Raw genomic sequence first — 17,647 nt, 5'->3', positions numbered from 1 at the left:
TGATCTTGTATTACCCTGTGCGTCACGCGCAGGCTTCGTGGACTCGCGCACCGCAGCCACCGGGGATCCCCACCCGGGGCCGGGCACCAACTCTGCAACGACAAAGGACAAGATTCGTGGCTGACACCCTCAAGGAAATCCTGCTCGACTCCAGCCGTCGCCCGGCGGTCGTTTCCGACTTCGAAACCCTCGTGGACGCCGAGGTCTCCGACAAGGGCGGCGTCTCGGGTGCCGTCGTGAAGACCGGCTTCGCCGCGGTCAAGAAGATCAAGCCGGGCATCATCCCCGCCGCGATCGACACGCTGCTGGACGACTTCTCGAACGCCCTCGAGCCGTTCTACGCCGACTACCGCGCCAAGGGCGGCAACGACTTCGGTGCCTACCTGTCCGGCCGCGCCGACGAGGCCGCCGACGCGCTGCTGAGCGTCACCGACGCCCGCGCGGAGAAGAGCAGCCGCGACAGCATCAAGAAGGTCTACTCGAAGCTGCGCCCGAACGGCAAGAAGAACGTCGAGGAGGCGCTGCCCCGCCTCGGCCAGCTGATCGACAAGCACGCCGCCGCTGCCTGATCGATTTCGAGCACGACCGAAGAGGCCCCCGGTGCACCCGCCGGGGGCCTCTTCGCGTCGTCTTCAGTTCTTCTTTTCGGCCGGCGCCGGCGAGGGCGCCTTTCCGTTGGCCGAGGCCTCCGGCTTGGCCGGGGCGGGCGGGGTGGCCTTCGGCGGCGCCGGCGCGACCGGCGGCTCCTGCTTCGACCGCAGTGCGTAGGCGGCGCCCGCGCCGACCACGACCAGGCCGAGCAGCCACGGCCACTTGCGACGGCTGCGGGTGCCCTTGGCCGCCGACTTCGCCTCGGCCAGCGCGGCGTAGAAGTCCTTCTTCGCCGCCTTGAAGTCCTTCTTGCCGCGGCGCTTCGACTCGCCGGCCGCCTTCGCGGCCTTGATGGCGGCCTTCTTCGCCTTGCGACCCGGCTTGCGCAGCTCGGCCAGGCGGGCGAGCGCCTCTTCGCGAGCGGCCTTCGAGCTCTTCTTGAGCTCCTTGCGGGTCAGTTCCGTCTTCTTCGCGAGCTTCTTCTGCGCGCGCCGCCCCTGCTTGACACCCTCGGTGACGAGTTTGTCGGCGGTCTCGACGGCCTGGGCTGTCGCCCGGGACATGGGCTTCACCTCATCATTCGTTTTGACACTGCTCTGTTACCCGTAACCTATCGTGCCCCTTTTTTCGCGACCGCGCCGCAGATGGCACGATGGCGTGCGTGAAAGCTACGCTGCACACCAACCAGGGTGACATCCACCTGAACCTGTTCCCCGACCACGCGCCGAAGACGGTGGCGAACTTCGTCGGGCTGGCGGAGGGCACCAAGGAGTACACCCAGCCGAACGCGGCGGGCACGAACTCCGGCCCCTTCTACGACGGTTCGATCTTCCACCGGGTCATCGACGGCTTCATGATCCAGGGCGGGGACCCGACCGGCACCGGCCGCGGCGGCCCCGGCTACAAGTTCGGCGACGAATTCCACCCCGAGCTGCAGTTCAGCAAGCCCTACCTGCTGGCGATGGCCAACGCCGGGCCGGGCACGAACGGCTCGCAGTTCTTCATCACCGTCGCGCCGACCTCCCACCTGAACTTCCGGCACACGATCTTCGGCGAGGTCGCGGACCAGGACTCGCGCAACGTCGTCGACGCCATCGCGCGCACGGCGACCGGCCCGGCGGACCGCCCGCTGGCCGACGTCGTGATCGAGAAGGTCACCGTCGAGCACTGACGGCCCCGGCCGGCTGGGTTTCGGTAGGTTGGTGACATCGTGAACCAACCGCCGAACCCCGCCGCCCAGCCGCAAGCCGCGCTTCCCGGGTGCTGGTGGCACCCGAACCGCCCGACCGGGCTGAGCTGCTCCCGGTGCGGGCGTCCGGCGTGCCCGGACTGCCTCCGCGAAGCCCCCGTCGGCTTCCAGTGCACCGACTGCGTCCACTCGGGCGCCCAGCAGCAGCGGCGGCAGCACCGCGGGTACCAGGAGGCCGGGCTCGGCCAGCGCACGGTCTTCGGCGCGCGCCTGTCCCAGTCGGTGGTCGTCACCCAGGCCATCCTCGCGGTCAACGTCCTGGTCTTCCTCCTCACGGTCGTCCAGGCCGGCAGCCTCAACGACAACGAGCAGTCGACGCTGTTCCAGTACGGCGCCCTCTACGGCGACGCGACCATGGGCCACGGCGAGTGGTGGCGGGTCCTGACCAGCGGCTTCCTGCACTACGGGCCGATCCACGTCGCGGTCAACATGTTCTCGCTGTGGATGATGGGCCGGTCGCTGGAGCAGGTGTGCGGCCGCGGCCGCTACCTCGCGCTCTACTTCGTCTCGATGCTCGGCGCCTCGGCGTCGGTGCTGCTGTTCGCCGACCCCGGTGGCTACCCCGGCACGGCGGGCGCGTCCGGCGCGCTGTTCGGCCTGATGGGCGCCTACGCGGTCACCGTGCTGAAGCTGCGGCTCAACCCCACCGGCCTAATCATCACGCTGGCGCTGAACGCGTTCATCACCTTCGGCATCCCGGGCATCTCGATCTGGGCGCACGCCGGTGGCCTGGTGACCGGCGCGCTGGTCACCGTCGCGCTGCTCTACGCCCCGCAGGCGAACCAGGCGCGGTGGCAGGCGATCGGCATCGGGATCATCACCGTCGCGATCCTCGGCCTGATCGTCTACCGGGCCACCCAGTTCGCGCCGGAAATCTGCCAGTTCGTCCAGTTCCCGTTCGGCCGGTACTACTACTGCCGCTAGCTCCGCAGGGTGCTGAGCACGTCGAGGACGTCCCGCGGGTCTTCGCCGAGGTCCAGCCTTCCGAAGACGTACAGCTGGTCGTCGTGCTCGATCTCCAGCGTGACGCCGTCGCGGCCCAGCCGCCGGGTCGTGCGCAGTCGGGTGCGCGTCCGCGCCCACGGCAGCCGGTGCGTGCCGCTCAGTGTCCGGGCGACCAGTCCCTCGGCGTCGGCGGCCAGGCGGGGCCGGACGAGCGTGGCGTGGGCCGCGAACGCGCCGACGGCGACCGTCGCCATGGCGAAGAGCACCAGCCCGCCGCGGTCGCCGCGCAGGGCCCCGGCCACGGCACCGGCCAGCAGGACCGCGGTGACCGCCCACGCCGATACCACAACGGCCTGACGCGGCGCCCAGGAGGTGGGGTAGTTATCCACAGGGGTTATCCACACTGGGGATGAGTCACACCGGTGTAATTCGACGTCAAGCCGCTGAACGGAGTAATTGTCAGCGCCAGCGCATCGTCATGAGCAGGCCCGCGATCATCAGCGCGAACCCGCCGGCGAAGTTCCAGTTGCCCAGGTCGGCCATCCAGGAGATCTTGTCCCCGGCGATGTAGTTCACCAGCAGCCAGATCAGGCCCAGGAGCATGAGCCCGAACATGGGGATCTTCCAGGCGAGGCCGGTGGGACCGGCCGCCCGCACCTTCACCGGCGTGCGCCGGTCGGCAGGCGGGGTGTACGCCGTCTTCTTGCGGACCTTGGACTTGGGCATCGTGTGTTCCTCGCGGTGCTCTTCGGGCTCGTCTGGTGGCGATGTCCCGCTGAGGGTGCGCAACCAGCGCCACGTGCACACGTTAACGTAAACGACCGCAGGAAAGCAGCGGCCAGGAGTGGTCGGATTTCCCGGACCGTGACACCGGTGTCACCCAGGGTTCGACGCGGCTTGAGAGGAGCTTGCGTGGCTACGCGCGAAGGACCGGATGACGACCGGCGCAGACACCCAGGTCAGCGGCCCATGCCTCGCCGTCGTCCCGTCCCGCCCCCGCGCGGCCAGCTGCCGCCCCGGCAGCCCCAGCAGCCCCCGCGCGGCCCGCAGGGCCAGCCGCCCCGGCGTCCGCCGGGTCCGCCGCCCCGCCGCTACACCAGCCCGCCCCCGCCGCCGGGGGCCAACGAAGAGACGGTCGTGATCGCCCCGGTCGGCAAGGGCGGCACCGCGACCAAGGAGAAGCCCGCGCCCCCGCCGCTCGGCAAGGGCGGCGTCGCGATCCGGACCGCCGGCGAAATCCTCATCACGCTGGGCCTGGTCGTCCTGCTGTTCATGGTCTACGAGCTCTACGTGACCGACCTGTTCTCCGCGGGCAAGCAGTCCGAGGCCAGCGACCAGCTCGACGGCGAGTGGGCCCACGACCGGACGCTGCACCCGGAGCTGATCGACGGCAAGGCGTTCGCCCGCATCCACATCCCCAGCTTCGGCGTCGACTACAACTTCACGATCCAGGAGGGCACCGACGAGGCCGCCCTCGAAGTCGGCCCCGGCCACTACAAGGGCACGGCGCTGCCCGGCGAGCCCGGCAACTTCGCGGTGGCCGGCCACCGCGTCGGCAAGGGCGCGCCGTTCAACGACCTGGACAACCTGTCCTCCTGTGACCAGATCGTGATCGAGACCTCGACCGACTTCTACATCTACAAGGTCCTCCCGTACGACGACGAGATCGAGAACTGGGCGGGCGGCAAGGGCGCGGACCCCAAGTGCAAGGGCGTCCCCACGCTGCGCGACCCGAACGCCGAGGACGGCGGCGCGTACAGCGAGACGTTCGGCCGCAAGGTCGTCCTGCCCAGCCAGGGCACCGCGGTGAACCCGGTCCCGTACAAGGCGCCGGACGTGCTGCCGAAGGCCCAGCAGGCGTCGCTGCTCACGCTGACGACGTGCCACCCGCAGTTCTCCGCCAGGGAGCGGCTCATCATCACGTCGGTGCTCACCCAGCAGATACCGAAGAACCAGGTCAAGGACTACGGCGACCTGCTCTCGAAGATCGGGGAGGCCTGATGTACGCCTGGATCTGGCGGAAGCTGCCGGGCCCGTTCGCGGCCAAGCTGACCCTCGCGGTGGTGCTGGTCCTCGGCGTGGTGGCGCTGCTGATGTTCGTGGTGTTCCCGTGGCTGGAGCCGCGCCTGTGGTTCAACGAGGTCGCGGTCAACTGAGGTTCGGCGTCTTCCTGGTCAGCGGCCGCTTCTCCGGCCAGGCGGACGCCGACGTCCTGCGCCGGTCGGTCCGTGCCGCCGAGCTGGCCGAAGCGGCCGGCTTCGACGACGTCTGGTTCGCCGAGCACCACTTCATGCCCTACGGCGTTTGCCCGTCGGCGATCACCCTCGCCGCGCACGTGCTCGGGCGGACGTCGCGGATCGGGGTCGGGACCGCCGTGAGCGTCCTGTCCACCACGCATCCCGTCGCGCTGGCCGAGCAGTGGGCGATGCTCGACGCCGTCTCCGGGGGACGGCTGCGGATCGGTCTCGGGCGCGGCGGCCCGTGGCAGGACCTCGAGGTCTTCGGGACCGGGCTGGACCGCTACGAGACCGGCTTCGAGGAATCCCTCGACGTCTTCCTCCACGCCACGACCGGCCGGGTTGCCGCCGACGGGCGCCACTTCGCGTTCCGGGAAGTGCCCGTGGTGCCCGAGCCGGAACGGCGGCCGGACGTCGTCGTGGCGTGTGGCGGGCCGAAGTCCGACGCCGTGCGGCTGGCCGCCGATCGGGGCCTGCCGATGCTGCTCGGCCTGCACGCCGACGACGACGAGAAAGCCGCGACCGTCGCCGCCTACGGGCAGCCCGCGGACCACGTTTCGACTGTGCTCTGCCAGGTGGGCGACGCCGACGTCGTGCGGAAAGCCCTGCCCGGCTGGCTGAAGGACGGGCTCGGCGCGCACGTCACCGTCGACGGGCGGCCCGGGCCGTCGCGGGATCCGGGGGAGTACACCGAACGGCTCTGCGCCATCCACCCCGTCGGCGATGCCGCGCACTGCGTCCGGACGCTGGAAACGAGCCTCCGGCGCACCGGCGTCTCCCACGTGCTGATGCTCGTGGAAGCGTCGGGTACGCCGGAGGGCACGTTCGAAAACATCGCGCGGATCGGCACCGAGGTGCTGCCCGCGCTGCGGGCTAGCAGTCCCGCAGTTCCGGGCTCTGGTTGAGCAGCTGGCCGCGCGGCGAGACGAACGCGCGGTAGCGGTCACTGTCGATATCGGACTTCTTGAAGACGGCGACCCGGTGGCAGTTCTGGAAGGCCAGCTTGACGCCGAAGTGCCGTTCGAGGCCACCGCGGATCGCGTCCGACGCCAGCGCCCGCAGCAGCTGCCCGCGGGCGGCCTCGCTCGGCGGCGGCGTCTCGTTGTCGGCGAAGCCGTCCGCCGCGCCCTCGGCGTCGGCGATGACGCCGGTGATGACCTCCCACGCGTACGGCAGGGATTCCTTGACGCAGGTGACGAACTCGGCGTCGGTGACCTCCCCGCGCTCGGCCTTCTCCAGCAGCGCGGGTGACACGTCCAGGGACATCGAACCTCCAGTTTGAGCAGGGCCACCCTCTTGGCTACCCGCCGGGTGGTCGCGCCACAAGAGAAAACGATGATCATCACCACTTTGGCGGAAAGCCCGGTCACTCCCAGCGAAAAAGCCGTGCCGCCAGTGCCGTTCCGGTCACCGCGAAGGCGGCGAGCACCACCAGCTGCAGCGGCTGCACGCCGGTGCCGACCCAGGCGTCCTGCAGGGACTGCGACCCCGGCGGCACGTAGTCCCCGATCCGCCGGACGACCTCCGGCAGCAGCGGCCGCGGCAGGTAGACGCCGCCGAAGAACATCGCCGGGACGAACGCGACCATCGCGATCGCGCCCGCCGCCCTTGCCGTGCGGGCGACCGCCGCCGCGACCAGGCCCAGCGCGAACATCGAGACCGTGCCGAGCACGAGCGTCAGCGCGAACGACACCGGGTGCTTCGGCAGCGGGACGTCGTAGACGGCGTCGGCCAGTCCCAGCACCAACCCGATGCCCGCCAGCGCGACGACGACGTGGATCAGCAGCTGCGCGCCGAGGAGGTTCGCCGGGTGGACCGGTGTGGTGGCCAGCCGCCGCAGCACGCCCTGCTCGCGATAGGCCGCCACGGCGGCCGGGATCGACTGCAGCGCGAGCATCGCGAGGCTCATGACGATCAGCGATGGCACCCACGCGTCGATGAACCGGTACCCGCCGGTCACCTCGCTGGGTTTCGTCATGCCCGGGATGGCGCCGATCGCGAGCAGCAGCACGGCAGGCAGCAGGAGCCCGGCCACCGCCATGAACGGCGAGCGGAGGAAGAGTTTCGTTTCGGTGGCGGTGATCTTGGCGAAGGCGGTCATCGGGCACTCCTCGTGAGCGAGACGAACGCGTCGTCCAAAGTGGACGCATTGACTGACTGGCGGAGCCCGCCGGGGGTACCGGTGGCGACCACGCGCCCGGCGTCGAAGATCGCGACGCGGTCGCAGAGCCGCTCGGCCTCGTCCATGAAGTGGGTGACCAGCAGGACCGTGACGCCGGTGGCGCGGATGCCTTCCACGAGTTCCCACGTTTCGCGGCGGGCGTGCGGGTCGAGCCCGGTGGTCAGCTCGTCGAGGATCGCCAGCTCGGGCTGCCCCACGAGGGCCAGCGCGACCGAGACCCGCTGCTTCTGGCCGCCGGAAAGCTTTCCGAAGGAACGGCAGGCGTGCTCGCGCAGGCCGAGCCGGTCGAGCAGGACGTCGACGTCGGCCGGGTCCGGGTAGAAGGAGGCGAACAGTTCGAGCGCCTCGCGCACCCGCAGCTTCGCGGGCAGCCGGCTTTCCTGCAGCTGGACGCCGACGCGGCGGGTCAGCGCGGCGCGGTCGGCCACGGGATCCAGGCCCAGCACGGAAATCGTGCCGCCGTCGGCCCGGCGCAGGCCCTGGAGGCATTCGACGGTGGTGGTCTTCCCGGCGCCGTTCGTGCCGAGGATGCCGAAGATTTCGCCGCGCTCGACGGTGAACGAAACGCCGTGGACCGCGACCCGGGAGCCGTAGCTCTTGCGGAGATCGGTGACTTCGATGAGAGGCATGGCTTCGAAACTACGAACCGGCGGCCTTCCGCGTAATGACGGTGAAACCCCAGCTCAAGTAGGGTTTTGCTGACGCGGGGGTGGGTCTGGCCCCACCCCTATCGTGGGGCTTCGCGCACTGTGACGGCAGCTACCGGCCGGGGAGGATTGCCGGATGACGTACCTGCGTGCACTCGGCCGGGCGGCCGCGCTGGCCGCGTTCGCGGTGCTCAGCTGGGTCGACGTCCTGATCCAGCTGGTCGCGTTCGCGCTGCTGTGCACCGGGCTCGTCTTCTTCTTCGGCCCCGCGGTCGTCTGGGCCCGCGGCCGGTCGGCGACCATGCGCGTGCTGGCCGCGCGCTGGTGTGGCGTCGAGGTCGCGGCGCCGTACCGGCCCGAGCCGCCGGAGCCGGTGCGGGAGCGCGACGGCTGGTACCGCGACGGCAACCAGCTCTACAAGCGGGCGTTCTGGATCCGCTGGCAGCGCCGGCTCACCTGGGCGCTCGAGGACCCGGCGGCGGGCCGTGAATTCGCCTGGCAGCTGGTGAACCCGCTCGTCACGCTGCTGCTGCCGGTCGCCGTCCTCCTCGGCGGCCCGGTGGTGCTGCGCGGCTACGGCCGGTGGACGCGCTGGTGGCTCGGTCCCCGGCCGCCCGCCGAGCCGCGCCTGAAGTGGCTGCACCGGCACGTCGAAGCACTCGGGCACCAGGCCGGGCTGTTCGCGCTTTCCGTGGTGCTGCTGGTCTTCTCGATCCCGCAGCTGCTCCTCATGGCCGGCTTCCTGCCCTTGGCCGTCCCGGTCGTGCTGGCCACCCGGTCCGTCACGGACACGCTGCGCCGCGAAGCCGGGAACTGGACCGGAGTGCAGATCGCGCGGCCGTACCTGCCGCCGCCGGGATTGCCCGTGCCGCGCCCCGACGGGCTGTACCAGGTCGGCAAGCAGCTGTACGAAGAGCCGTTCTGGCCGGTCCAGCACGCGCGCACGCGCTGGGTGCTGCGGGACCGGGCGACCTGGCGCGACCTGGCAGGCGGTGGCCTGATCCCGCTCGTGTCGTTCGTCTGCCTGCTGCCGACGGCCGCGTTGATCAGCCGAGGCGTCGCCGGCCTCGCGGCGCTGTGGATCTGGCGGCCGTTCGTCTCGTCGCCGGTCGGGTGGTGGCCGCTGCCCGAGGTGTCGACGCACGGAGGTGCGCTCGCCCAGACGCCGGTCCTGCTGGCGATGATCGTCGCCGGCCTGGTCCCGGCGCCCTGGCTCGCCCGGCAGCAGGCGCGGTTCGCGCGGGTGTGGCTCGGGCCGACCGAGTCGTCCCGGCTCGCCCGGCGGGTCGAACGGCTCACCCAGACGCGGACCGACGTCACGGTTGCGCAGGCCGCGGAACTGCGGCGCATCGAACGCGACCTGCACGACGGCATCCAGTCGCGGCTGGTGGCGATGGGGATGAAGCTGGGCGCGGTGGAAGCGCTGGTGGACACCGACCCGGCGGCGGCGAAACGGCTCGCGGCGGAGCTGCGCGCGTCGTCGTCGGAGGCGCTCACCGAGCTGCGGGTGCTGATCCGCGGCATCCACCCGCCGGTGCTGTCCGAACGCGGGCTGCTGGACGCCGTCCGCGCGCTCGCGCTGGACAGCCCGCTGAAGACCCAGGTCACCGGCTCGCTGCCGGGACGCGTCGAGGAGCCGGTCGAGGCGTGCGTGTACTTCGCGGTGTCGGAACTGCTGGGCAACGCGGCCAAGCACGGCGCGAAACGCGCGGCGATCGACGTCGGGTTCGCGGACGACCTGCTGACCGTGGTGGTGACCGACGACGGCCCGGGCGGCGCGGACCCGGCGGCGGGCTCCGGGCTCCGCGGAATCGACCGCAGGCTCGGCGGTTTCGACGGTAGGTTGACGCTGACCAGCCCGACCGGCGGGCCGACGAAGGCGTCCCTGGAGATCCCGTGTCAGCTCGGCCGAGAACTGTCATCGCCGAAGACCAATACCTCCTCCGAGACGGCCTGACGCACTTGCTGGCCGCCCACGGCTTCGACGTCGTCGCGGCAGTCGCCAGCGGCCCGGAACTGGCGGCGGCACTGCGGGAGCACCGCCCCGACGTGTCCATTGTGGACGTCCGGATGCCGCCGACGAACACCGACGAGGGCCTGCAGGTCGCGCTGGCGGCCCGCCGCGAGACACCGGGGCTGCCGATCCTGGTGCTGTCCCAGCACGTCGAGCAGCTCTACGCGCGGGAACTCCTGGCCGACGGCACCGGCGCGATCGGCTACCTGCTCAAGGACAGGGTGTTCAACGCGGACCAGTTCGTCGACGCCGTCCGCCGGGTCGCCGCGGGCGGCACCGTGATGGACCCCGAGGTGATCGCGAAACTGGTGGCGGGCAACGCATCCGACCCGCTGGCGGCGCTGACCCCGCGCGAGCGCGAAGTGCTGTCCCTGATGGCGGAAGGCTGCTCCAACGCGGCGATCGCCACCCGCCTGCACTTCAGCGAGGGCGCGGTCGGCAAGCACACGGCGAACATCTTCGCGAAGCTCGGCATCACGGCTTCGGACGACACGAACCGCCGGGTGCTCGCGGTGCTGGCCTACCTCGGCGCCGAAGCCTAGCCGCGCGACACCCGCGTCATCTCCTCGCGCTCCACGACCTTGACGCGCTCGCGGCCCGCCGCCGCGCCCAGTGCCTTCTCGTGCGCGTCCAGCCGTCCCCAGCCTTCCCAGGTGGTGAACGGAATCCCGCGCGCGGCCAGGAAGTCCAGGATCGCGTCGGGGGAGTCGTACTTCGGGGCGGTCAGCGTGTCCGCGTCGGCCAGCAGGCTCGCGATCGTCTCCGCCGCGTCGCCCTTCGTGTGGCCGATCAGGCCGACCGGGCCGCGCTTGATCCAGCCGGTCACGTACACGCCCGGCACCTGGTTCTCGTCCAGGTCCAGCACCCGGCCCGCCTGGTTCGGCACGACACCCGCCACGTGGTCGAACGGCAGCTCCGGCAGGTGCGACGACAGGTAGCCGACCGCGCGGTACACCGCCTGGACGTCCCAGTCGTGGAACTCGCCGGTGCCGCGGACAGTCCCGTCGCCGGTCAGCTCGGTCCGCTCGGTGCGCAGGCCCGTCACGCGGCCGTCCTCGCCGAGGACCTCCGCGGGCGAGTGGAAGAAGTGCAGGTGCAGCCGGCGCGGCCGGGAACCCGGCTCTCGGATCGCCCACTCCTGCAGCGTCTTCACGACCATGTCGATCTGCTTCGACGCCCGCAGTGCCGCGATGCTGCCCTCGTCGAACTCGATGTCCTCCGGGTACACGATGACCTCGACGTTCGGCGAGTGGTCCAGCTCGCGCAGCTCCAGCGGCGTGAACTTCGCCTGCGCCGGGCCGCGGCGGCCGAACACGTGCACGTCGGTGACCGGGCTGGCCTTCAGACCCTGGTAGACGTTGTCCGGGATGTCCGTGGTCAGCAGCTCGTCGGCCGTCTTCGCGAGGATCCGCGCGACGTCCAGCGCGACGTTCCCGACGCCGAGGACCGCGACCGAGGACGCGGTCAGCGGCCAGGTGCGCGGCACGTCCGGGTGACCGTCGTACCAGGACACGAAGTCGGCGGCGCCGTAGCTGCCGTCGAGGTCGATGCCCGGGATGTCGAGCGCGCGGTCGGCCGACGCGCCGGTCGAGAAGATCACCGCGTCGTAGAACTCGCGCAGCTCGTCGAGCTTGATGTCGGTGCCGTAGCCGATGTTGCCCAGCAGCCGGATGTTCGGCTTCGAGAGCACCTTCTCCAGCGCCGTCACGATGCCCTTGATGCGCGGGTGGTCGGGCGCGACGCCGTAGCGGATCAGCCCGAACGGCGCGGGCATGCGCTCGAACAGGTCGATCTGCACGTCGGCGTCGGACTTGTCCAGGATGTCGGCGGCGTAGATCCCGGCGGGACCGGCACCGACCACGGCTACACGAAGAGAACGGCTCACCCGGTCCACGGTAAGTTAGGTTCACCTAACCTAAAATGTGATTTGGCGTACGGTCCATCAGGTGGGAGCCGGTAAGCTCGGCGCCATGCGCGTTCTCGTCGTCGACAACTACGACAGCTTCGTCTACAACCTGGTCCAGTACCTGGCCCAGCTCGGCGCCGACTGCACGGTCTGGCGCAACGACGTCGTGGACCTCGACCGCGTGGCCGAATTCGACGCCGTGCTCGTCTCTCCCGGTCCCGGCACGCCGGAACGCGCAGGTCAGAGCATGGACGTCATCCGCAAGTGCGCCGAGACGCGCACCCCGATGCTCGGCGTCTGCCTCGGCCACCAGGCGCTCGGCGTCGTCTACGGCGCGACCGTCGACCGCGCGCCCGAGCTGCTCCACGGCAAGACCAGCCAGGTGCGCCACACCGGCGCCGGCATCCTCAAGGACCTGCCCGCGGAGTTCACGGCCACCCGGTACCACTCGCTGACCGTGCTGCCGGACACGATTTCCGACGACGTCTTCGAGATCACCGGGCGCACCGAGTCCGGCATCGTGATGGGCATGCGCCACCGCGAGCTGCCGCTGGAAGGCGTCCAGTTCCACCCGGAGTCGGTGCTCACCGAGGGCGGCCACCGGATGCTCGCCACCTGGCTGGCGGCCGCGGGCCACCCCGTCGACCCGGCCCGCGTGGACGAGCTGGAGCGCGCGACCAAGGCACTGCAGAAGGCCGCTGTTGCGTGATCCGGCTCGCGGGGGTCGGCAAGCGGTACGGGCGTGGTGACTTCGTCCTGCGCGACGTCGACCTGACCGTCGAGCCAGGGCACGTCGTCGGCATCCTCGGCAGCAACGGTTCCGGCAAGTCCACGCTGCTGCGGATCATGGCAGGCCTCTCCTGCCCGACCACCGGTTCGGTGACCGGAACCCCGCGCATCGGCTACCTGCCGGACCGCTTCCCGGCGGGCCAGCGCATGGGTGCCCGCGCGTACCTGCGGCACATGGCCCGCATCCGCGGCCTCGGCGACCTCTCGGTGATCGACCCGCTGCTCGACCGGCTCGCCCTGGTCGGCGGCCCGACTGCGCCGCTGCGGACGCTGTCCAAGGGCAACGCGCAGAAGGTCGGGCTCGCGCAGGCGGTCATGGTCCGCCCCGACCTGCTGATCCTCGACGAGCCGTGGTCCGGCCTGGACGTCGCCACGCACGCGGTCCTCGCCGAGCTGGTGGCCGAGACCCGGGCCCGCGGCGCGAGCGTCGTGTTCACCGACCACCGCCCGCAGGTGGTCCACGACCACGCCGACGTCGTCCACCTCATGGACGGCGGCAGGCTCACCGCGGAAAGCACGGAACCGACCACCCGCATCGTGCTGCAGGGCACCGGTCCCGCCTGGACGGACGAACCCGGCGTGCGCCACGCCGTCGCCGAGGGCCGCCAGGTGGTGCTCACCGTCGAGGTCACCCACGTCGACGCGGTGCTGCTGCGGGCACTCAAGGACGGCTGGTCGGTCCGGGAGGTGGCGCCGTGCTCGCCCTGACGCGGTACTACCTGGCGCTGCTCGGCCATTCCCAGCGGTACCTGCCGGCGTTGCTGGCCTACCTCGCGCTCTGCGTGATCCTCTACGCCGACCCGAGCGCACCCCCGCTGCCGCTGTTCGGCGTGAGCGCCGGCGGGCTGCTGGTCGTGTCGTGCTGGCTGACGATCGCGCTGCTCGACATCGAGGACCCGGTCCAGCGCCTGGTGACGCTGAGCCACGCCCGCCGCCGGCCCCGCATGATCACGGCGGCGATCCTGACGGTGCTGGCCTGCGCACTGGTCCTGACGGTGATCACCGAGCTGTGGTCGGCCCTCAAGACGGGGCAGTTCCACCCGCCGGCGCTGGGCATCGGCCTGCTGGCCCACCTGGCATGCTCGCTGACGGGCATCGCGATCGCCCTGCCGTATTCCCGGCTCCTGGTACACCGCCATCGGCTGGACGGTCCTGGCGGCGGTGGTCACGCTCATCGTGGTCCTGCTGGCGAAGATCCCGCTGGTCCACCCCCTCCTGCACGCCCTGACCGACGAGGAGCCCGTGGCGGGCCCGCTGACGTTGGCGCTGGTGACGTCGGTGGCGGTGCTGGCGGCGAGCTTCCTCGCCGTCTCGGCCCTCGTACGCCGACGGTCCTGACTGCAAATTGCAGGATGCAGTTTCCCTCCGGGCTTCCGGTCGGACGGTGAACGCGACTAAGGTTCGGGTCCTCTCCGGTTCCGGGTGAAGGGAGAACGCGTGACGGCTGGGATCGTCGCGATCACCGTGCCGGACGCCGATGGCACGGAACTCGCCGACTGGCTGCGCGGCGAGGACGAACTCCGGGGCCGCGTCCAGGTCTTCGACGCCGTTGTCGTCGGGGTGTCGAGCAACTCCGCCGGTGTCTTCTGCCGCTCGCTCTTCGCGTGGCTGCGGCGGTGCCGCGAAGCCCGCGTCTCCCTGAAGGTCAAACGCTCCGGTGCCGCCGAGGAACTCGAACTCGACTGCGGGGCTAGTAGTGATGCCGAGCAGGTGCTCGGTGCCGTCCGGGGCTTCCTGGACAAAGCCTGACGAACGCGAAAAGGCCCGCACGGCGAACCGTGCGGGCCTTCTGCGTGAGACCTCTCAGCCCCCAGAGGGGGTTGTCGTCGGTCCCGTCGGGAACGGGAAGCCGCTGTTTTCCGAGACGCCCACGGTGATGGTCTGATCCTTGGAGATCTGCGTGCCCGGCGGCACGCTCTGCTTGGTGACCGTGCCCTCGGGCTGCTTGCTGTTCTTGTCAGCCTGCTGCTTCAGGGTGCCCGTCCAGCCCATGCTCGCCAGCTTGTCCTGTGCCTCGTCGACGGTCATTCCGACCAGGCTCGGCATCTGGATCTGGTTGGACGAGGTGTCCGGACCGGTCGACACCGTCAGCGTGATCAGGCTGCCCACCGCCACCGAGCCGCCGTTCGGTTGCTGGGTGATGATGCTGTCCTTCGGCACCGAATCCGATGCCTGGTCGACCCGCTTCGTCGTGAAGCCCAGGGCTTCCAGCGCCGTCTTCGCCTGCGAGTACGGCTTGCCGGTGTAGTCGGGGACCTGCTTCATCTGCTTCGACTTGGCCACCCTGATGTGCACGGTGCTGCCCTGGTCGACCGTCGAACCCGCGGGCGGGGTCTGCGACTGCACCAGACCGGCCTGGCTCGGGTCGTCGACCTCGACCTCCTCGACGCTCGTGTCGAGGACCAGCTTCGCGTCGGTCAGGGCCTGCTGGGCCTGGTCACGCGTCTTGCCCTTGAGGTCCGGCACGTTGGCCTTGCCCGGCGCGACACCGACGGTCAGGGTGATCTTCGTGTCCGTCGCGACCGAGACGCCGACCGCCGGGTCGATCTTGATGACCCGGTTGATGTCGTCCTGGGTGCACGACGGGTTGCCGTCGGTCGCCGGGACCGAGCAGGTCACCTGCTTCTGCTCGATCGTGCCGTTGAAGCCCTTGCTGTTCAACGTCTCCCGCGCCTGCGGCACCGTTTGGTGCAGCACGTCCGGGATCGCCACCGTGGTCGGGTCGTTGCTCTTGAAAGCGTTCGACAGCCACATGATCAGCAGCACGGAACCCAGCACGAAGATCGCGGCCAGGACAGCGAAAATCGTCCGGCGGCGGCGCTTGGCCTTCGGGTCCTCGTCGTCCGGCTCGCTGTACTCCTCGTAGCGCTGCGGCTGCCGCCGGTCGGCGTTCATCACCTGCGTGCGCTCGTCCTCGGACATCACCATCGGCGCCGCCGGGCGCTGGCCCGAAAGCGTGCGCACCAGGTCCGACCGCATCTCCGCCGCCGACTGGTAGCGGTTCGCCGGGCCCTTGGCCAGTGCCTTGAGCACCACCGCGTCCAGCTCCGGGGCCACCGCCGGGTTCACCGACGACGGCGGGTTCGGGTCCTCCCGGACGTGCTGGTAGGCGACCGCGACCGGGGAGTCCCCGGTGAACGGCGGCTCGCCGGTGATCAGCTCGTACAGCACGCACCCGGCGGCGTAGACGTCGGAGCGGGCGTCGACCGACTCGCCGCGGGCCTGCTCCGGCGACAGGTACTGGGCCGTGCCGATCACCGCGGCCGTCTGGGTCATCGAGGCCTGGCCGTCGTGCATCGCGCGCGCGATGCCGAAGTCCATCACCTTGACCGCGCCGTTCTTCGTGATCATCACGTTGGCCGGCTTGACGTCGCGGTGCACGATGCCGTGGCGGTGCGAGAAGTCCAGTGCCGCGCAGACGTCGGCCATGACCTCCATCGCCCGCTTCTGCGACATCGGGCCCTCGGTCTTGACGATGTCGCGCAGCGTCCGGCCTTCGACGTACTCCATGACGATGTACGGCAGCGGACCGAACTCGGTGTTCGCCTCGCCCGTGTCGTAGACCGCGACGATGGCCGGGTGGTTCAGCGCGGCGGCGTTCTGCGCCTCGCGGCGGAAGCGCTCCTGGAACTGCGGATCCCTGGCGAGGTCGGCACGGAGGATCTTGATCGCGACTTCCCGGCCGAGACGCACGTCGTGGCCGTGATGGACCTCGGACATGCCTCCGTAGCCGAGCGTTTCGCCCAGCTCGTACCGGTTGGAGAGCAGTCTGGGTGTGCTCATCTCTGGATGCCGTTCCATTCCGTCCAAGGTGTGGTCATGATGCCTTGCCGGCCATCGTCGGTCGTGCCGGGACTGTTCGCCGCGTCGGTCGGCTGCTCCCCGGGCGGCTGTCTGCCCGGGACCACCTGGCCGGTCGGCTGGCCACCCTGCGTGGGCGGGCCGGAGCTGCCGATCATCTTCGCCACCAGCACGATGCCCGCCACCAGGACAACGAGCAGGATCGCCGCGAGAAGCGCCCACCAGCCCCACTGCGACTTCTTCCGGTGGGCCGGGACCATGGCGGGCCGCACCGCGGGCCGGGACGGCGGGCCGATGGCCACCATCGGGTTCACCGCGGGGGACGGCGGGCCGGGCGGCATCGGCTGCTGGGGCGGGGCCAGCTGCGGCTGGACCGGCTGCTGCGGCACCTGCACCTGCGGCTGCTGGCCGGTCGCGTACGCGGCGTTGACCACCCCGGACGGCGCCGGGAGCGGCAGCCCGGCGCGGACCGCGGCGACGGCGGCCGCAAACTCGCCGCCGTTGTTGTAGCGCTGCCGCGGGTCCTTGACCAGCGTCGCCTCGATCACCGCGCGCGCCGCGGGCGGCACGTCCGGCGGCAGCGGTGGCGGGAGGTCGCGGATGTGCATCATCGCGACCGTCACGGCGTTCTCGGACAGGAACGGCCGGTGCCCGGCGAGGCATTCGTACCCGCACACCGCCAGCGAGTAGACGTCGGACGCCGGTTCCGCCGGGTGCCCGAGCGCCTGCTCCGGCGCGATGTAGTGCGCGGTGCCCATGACCATGCCGGACCGGGTGACCGGGGCCGCGTCGGCGGCCTTCGCGACCCCGAAGTCGGTGATCTTCACCTGGCCCGCCGACGTCACCAGGATGTTGCCCGGCTTGACGTCGCGGTGGACCAGGCCCTGTTCGTGCGCGGCCTGCAGCGCGTTGCCCGCCTGCTCGAGCATGTCGAGCGTGAACTCCGCCGACAGCCGCCCGTGCTTGGCCAGCAGCCCGGCCAGCGGGTCGCCGTCGACGAGTTCCATCACCAGGTACGCGATCGACAGGTCGCCGTCGAAGACGGTTTCGCCGTAGTCGTGGACGGCGGCGATGCCCGGATGGTTGAGCGACGCCGTCATCCGCGCTTCGGTGCGGAAGCGGTGGAGGAACTCGGCGTCGCCGGAGAGCTCGGCCTTGAGGATCTTGACGGCCACGGTCCGGTCCAGCCGGGTGTCGCTGGCCTGCCAGACCTCGCCCATCCCGCCGACGGCGATCCGGTTCGTCAGCTTGTACCGCTCGGCCAGCAGCTGACCCGAGGACAGCAT

General features: G+C 70.7%; 20 protein-coding genes and 1 pseudogene. 12 read left to right on the top strand and 9 right to left on the bottom strand.

Going from position 1 to position 17,647, the window contains the following annotated elements:
* Nucleotides 1-116 precede the first annotated feature (116 nt).
* Nucleotides 117-569, top strand: coding sequence for a DUF6918 family protein (locus ABJI51_RS27135; RefSeq protein WP_348952504.1), 453 nt, complete (start codon nt 117-119; stop codon nt 567-569).
* A 63-nt stretch (nt 570-632) separates the two neighbouring features.
* Here the strand turns inward: ABJI51_RS27135 and ABJI51_RS27130 are convergent, their stop codons facing one another.
* A complete protein-coding gene (locus ABJI51_RS27130) occupies nt 633-1,154 on the bottom strand; it encodes a hypothetical protein (RefSeq protein ID WP_348952505.1) in 522 nt (173 codons plus the stop codon).
* Between the two features lie 89 nt (nt 1,155-1,243).
* Here ABJI51_RS27130 and ABJI51_RS27125 point away from each other — a divergent pair, with 89 nt between their 5' ends.
* Together ABJI51_RS27125 and ABJI51_RS27120 are read left to right on the top strand one after the other, a co-directional pair.
* A complete protein-coding gene (locus tag ABJI51_RS27125) occupies nt 1,244-1,762 on the top strand; it encodes a peptidylprolyl isomerase (protein WP_348952506.1) in 519 nt (172 codons plus the stop codon).
* Between the two features lie 39 nt (nt 1,763-1,801).
* Nucleotides 1,802-2,764, top strand: coding sequence for a rhomboid family intramembrane serine protease (locus ABJI51_RS27120; RefSeq protein ID WP_348952507.1), 963 nt, complete (start codon nt 1,802-1,804; stop codon nt 2,762-2,764).
* Here ABJI51_RS27120 and ABJI51_RS27115 read toward each other — a convergent pair.
* Both ABJI51_RS27115 and crgA read right to left on the bottom strand, forming a co-directional pair.
* Entirely contained in the window at nt 2,761-3,174 is a 414-nt protein-coding gene (locus tag ABJI51_RS27115) for a PH domain-containing protein (protein WP_431605642.1), read from the bottom strand. The two genes, ABJI51_RS27120 and ABJI51_RS27115, sit on opposite strands and share 4 nt — an antisense overlap.
* A gap of 70 nt (nt 3,175-3,244) precedes the next feature.
* A complete protein-coding gene (gene crgA, locus ABJI51_RS27110; RefSeq protein ID WP_348952508.1) occupies nt 3,245-3,511 on the bottom strand; it encodes a cell division protein CrgA in 267 nt (88 codons plus the stop codon).
* 243 nt (nt 3,512-3,754) lie between these two features.
* Here crgA and ABJI51_RS27105 point away from each other — a divergent pair, with 243 nt between their 5' ends.
* From ABJI51_RS27105 to ABJI51_RS27095, 3 genes are read left to right on the top strand one after another with little or no spacing between them, the layout of a single operon-like run.
* Complete coding sequence (locus tag ABJI51_RS27105) at nt 3,755-4,786, top strand: class E sortase (protein ID WP_348952509.1); 1,032 nt, start codon at nt 3,755-3,757, stop codon at nt 4,784-4,786.
* Nucleotides 4,786-4,941, top strand: coding sequence for a hypothetical protein (locus tag ABJI51_RS27100; protein ID WP_348952510.1), 156 nt, complete (start codon nt 4,786-4,788; stop codon nt 4,939-4,941). Before ABJI51_RS27105 ends, ABJI51_RS27100 begins: the two co-directional genes overlap by 1 nt.
* Nucleotides 4,914-5,927 (top strand): LLM class flavin-dependent oxidoreductase, encoded by a 1,014-nt coding sequence (locus tag ABJI51_RS27095; RefSeq protein ID WP_348952511.1) that lies wholly within the window; start codon nt 4,914-4,916, stop codon nt 5,925-5,927. Before ABJI51_RS27100 ends, ABJI51_RS27095 begins: the two co-directional genes overlap by 28 nt.
* Here the strand turns inward: ABJI51_RS27095 and ABJI51_RS27090 are convergent.
* The 3 genes from ABJI51_RS27090 to ABJI51_RS27080 all read right to left on the bottom strand — a co-directional run bounded on the left by ABJI51_RS27090 (nt 5,896) and on the right by ABJI51_RS27080 (nt 7,833).
* Entirely contained in the window at nt 5,896-6,288 is a 393-nt protein-coding gene (locus tag ABJI51_RS27090) for an SCO5389 family protein (RefSeq protein WP_348952512.1), read from the bottom strand. The two genes, ABJI51_RS27095 and ABJI51_RS27090, sit on opposite strands and share 32 nt — an antisense overlap.
* A gap of 100 nt (nt 6,289-6,388) precedes the next feature.
* Nucleotides 6,389-7,123 carry an ABC transporter permease gene (locus ABJI51_RS27085; RefSeq protein WP_348952513.1) on the bottom strand — a complete coding sequence of 245 codons (735 nt, stop codon included), beginning with the start codon at nt 7,121-7,123 and terminating at the stop codon, nt 6,389-6,391.
* A complete protein-coding gene (locus ABJI51_RS27080; protein WP_348952514.1) occupies nt 7,120-7,833 on the bottom strand; it encodes an ABC transporter ATP-binding protein in 714 nt (237 codons plus the stop codon). The genes ABJI51_RS27085 and ABJI51_RS27080 overlap by 4 nt, the downstream gene beginning before the upstream one ends.
* A 154-nt stretch (nt 7,834-7,987) precedes the next feature.
* On the opposite strand from ABJI51_RS27080, the gene ABJI51_RS27075 reads away from it, so the two are divergent.
* Both ABJI51_RS27075 and ABJI51_RS27070 read left to right on the top strand, forming a co-directional pair.
* Complete coding sequence (locus ABJI51_RS27075) at nt 7,988-9,808, top strand: sensor histidine kinase (RefSeq protein WP_348952515.1); 1,821 nt, start codon at nt 7,988-7,990, stop codon at nt 9,806-9,808.
* Complete coding sequence (locus tag ABJI51_RS27070; protein ID WP_348952516.1) at nt 9,748-10,407, top strand: response regulator; 660 nt, start codon at nt 9,748-9,750, stop codon at nt 10,405-10,407. Before ABJI51_RS27075 ends, ABJI51_RS27070 begins: the two co-directional genes overlap by 61 nt.
* On the opposite strand, the gene ABJI51_RS27065 is transcribed toward ABJI51_RS27070, so the two are convergent.
* On the bottom strand, nt 10,404-11,750 hold the full coding sequence (locus ABJI51_RS27065) for an FAD-dependent oxidoreductase (RefSeq protein ID WP_348952517.1): 1,347 nt from the start codon (nt 11,748-11,750) through the stop codon (nt 10,404-10,406). The genes ABJI51_RS27070 and ABJI51_RS27065 overlap by 4 nt on opposite strands.
* 85 nt (nt 11,751-11,835) lie before the next feature.
* On the opposite strand from ABJI51_RS27065, the gene ABJI51_RS27060 reads away from it, so the two are divergent.
* From ABJI51_RS27060 to ABJI51_RS27045, 4 genes and pseudogenes are all read left to right on the top strand, one after another.
* Nucleotides 11,836-12,480, top strand: a complete 645-nt coding sequence (locus ABJI51_RS27060) for an aminodeoxychorismate/anthranilate synthase component II (protein ID WP_348953038.1) — start codon at nt 11,836-11,838, stop codon at nt 12,478-12,480.
* Complete coding sequence (locus ABJI51_RS27055; protein WP_348952518.1) at nt 12,477-13,268, top strand: ABC transporter ATP-binding protein; 792 nt, start codon at nt 12,477-12,479, stop codon at nt 13,266-13,268. Before ABJI51_RS27060 ends, ABJI51_RS27055 begins: the two co-directional genes overlap by 4 nt.
* A pseudogene (locus tag ABJI51_RS27050) lies at nt 13,256-13,898 on the top strand (hypothetical protein). Before ABJI51_RS27055 ends, ABJI51_RS27050 begins: the two are co-directional and overlap by 13 nt.
* A 99-nt stretch (nt 13,899-13,997) precedes the next feature.
* On the top strand, nt 13,998-14,309 hold the full coding sequence (locus tag ABJI51_RS27045; protein WP_348952519.1) for an effector-associated constant component EACC1: 312 nt from the start codon (nt 13,998-14,000) through the stop codon (nt 14,307-14,309).
* A 54-nt stretch (nt 14,310-14,363) separates the two neighbouring features.
* On the opposite strand, the gene pknB is transcribed toward ABJI51_RS27045, so the two are convergent.
* Nucleotides 14,364-16,343, bottom strand: a complete 1,980-nt coding sequence (pknB, locus tag ABJI51_RS27040; RefSeq protein ID WP_348952520.1) for a Stk1 family PASTA domain-containing Ser/Thr kinase — start codon at nt 16,341-16,343, stop codon at nt 14,364-14,366.
* Nucleotides 16,340-17,647, bottom strand: a complete 1,308-nt coding sequence (locus ABJI51_RS27035) for a serine/threonine-protein kinase (RefSeq protein ID WP_348952521.1) — start codon at nt 17,645-17,647, stop codon at nt 16,340-16,342. Before ABJI51_RS27035 ends, pknB begins: the two co-directional genes overlap by 4 nt.

Source organism: Amycolatopsis melonis, from assembly GCF_040064235.1.
In the GTDB taxonomy this organism is placed as follows: Bacteria; Actinomycetota; Actinomycetes; order Mycobacteriales; family Pseudonocardiaceae; genus Amycolatopsis; species Amycolatopsis melonis.
This window is presented reverse-complemented; position numbering and strand designations above follow the sequence as displayed.

Bases quoted from the DNA above. Each gene is read 5' to 3' on its own strand.
- ABJI51_RS27130 (WP_348952505.1), bottom strand. From the start codon at position 1,154: ATGTCCCGGGCGACAGCCCAGGCCGTCGAGACCGCCGACAAACTCGTC.
- ABJI51_RS27125 (WP_348952506.1), top strand. From the start codon at position 1,244: ATGGCGTGCGTGAAAGCTACGCTGCACACCAACCAGGGTGACATCCAC.
- crgA (WP_348952508.1), bottom strand. From the start codon at position 3,511: ATGCCCAAGTCCAAGGTCCGCAAGAAGACGGCGTACACCCCGCCTGCC.
- ABJI51_RS27105 (WP_348952509.1), top strand. From the start codon at position 3,755: ATGCCTCGCCGTCGTCCCGTCCCGCCCCCGCGCGGCCAGCTGCCGCCC.
- ABJI51_RS27100 (WP_348952510.1), top strand. From the start codon at position 4,786: ATGTACGCCTGGATCTGGCGGAAGCTGCCGGGCCCGTTCGCGGCCAAG.
- ABJI51_RS27090 (WP_348952512.1), bottom strand. From the start codon at position 6,288: ATGTCCCTGGACGTGTCACCCGCGCTGCTGGAGAAGGCCGAGCGCGGG.
- ABJI51_RS27085 (WP_348952513.1), bottom strand. From the start codon at position 7,123: ATGACCGCCTTCGCCAAGATCACCGCCACCGAAACGAAACTCTTCCTC.
- ABJI51_RS27080 (WP_348952514.1), bottom strand. From the start codon at position 7,833: ATGCCTCTCATCGAAGTCACCGATCTCCGCAAGAGCTACGGCTCCCGG.
- ABJI51_RS27075 (WP_348952515.1), top strand. From the start codon at position 7,988: ATGACGTACCTGCGTGCACTCGGCCGGGCGGCCGCGCTGGCCGCGTTC.
- ABJI51_RS27060 (WP_348953038.1), top strand. From the start codon at position 11,836: ATGCGCGTTCTCGTCGTCGACAACTACGACAGCTTCGTCTACAACCTG.
- pknB (WP_348952520.1), bottom strand. From the start codon at position 16,343: ATGAGCACACCCAGACTGCTCTCCAACCGGTACGAGCTGGGCGAAACG.
- ABJI51_RS27035 (WP_348952521.1), bottom strand. From the start codon at position 17,647: ATGCTGTCCTCGGGTCAGCTGCTGGCCGAGCGGTACAAGCTGACGAAC.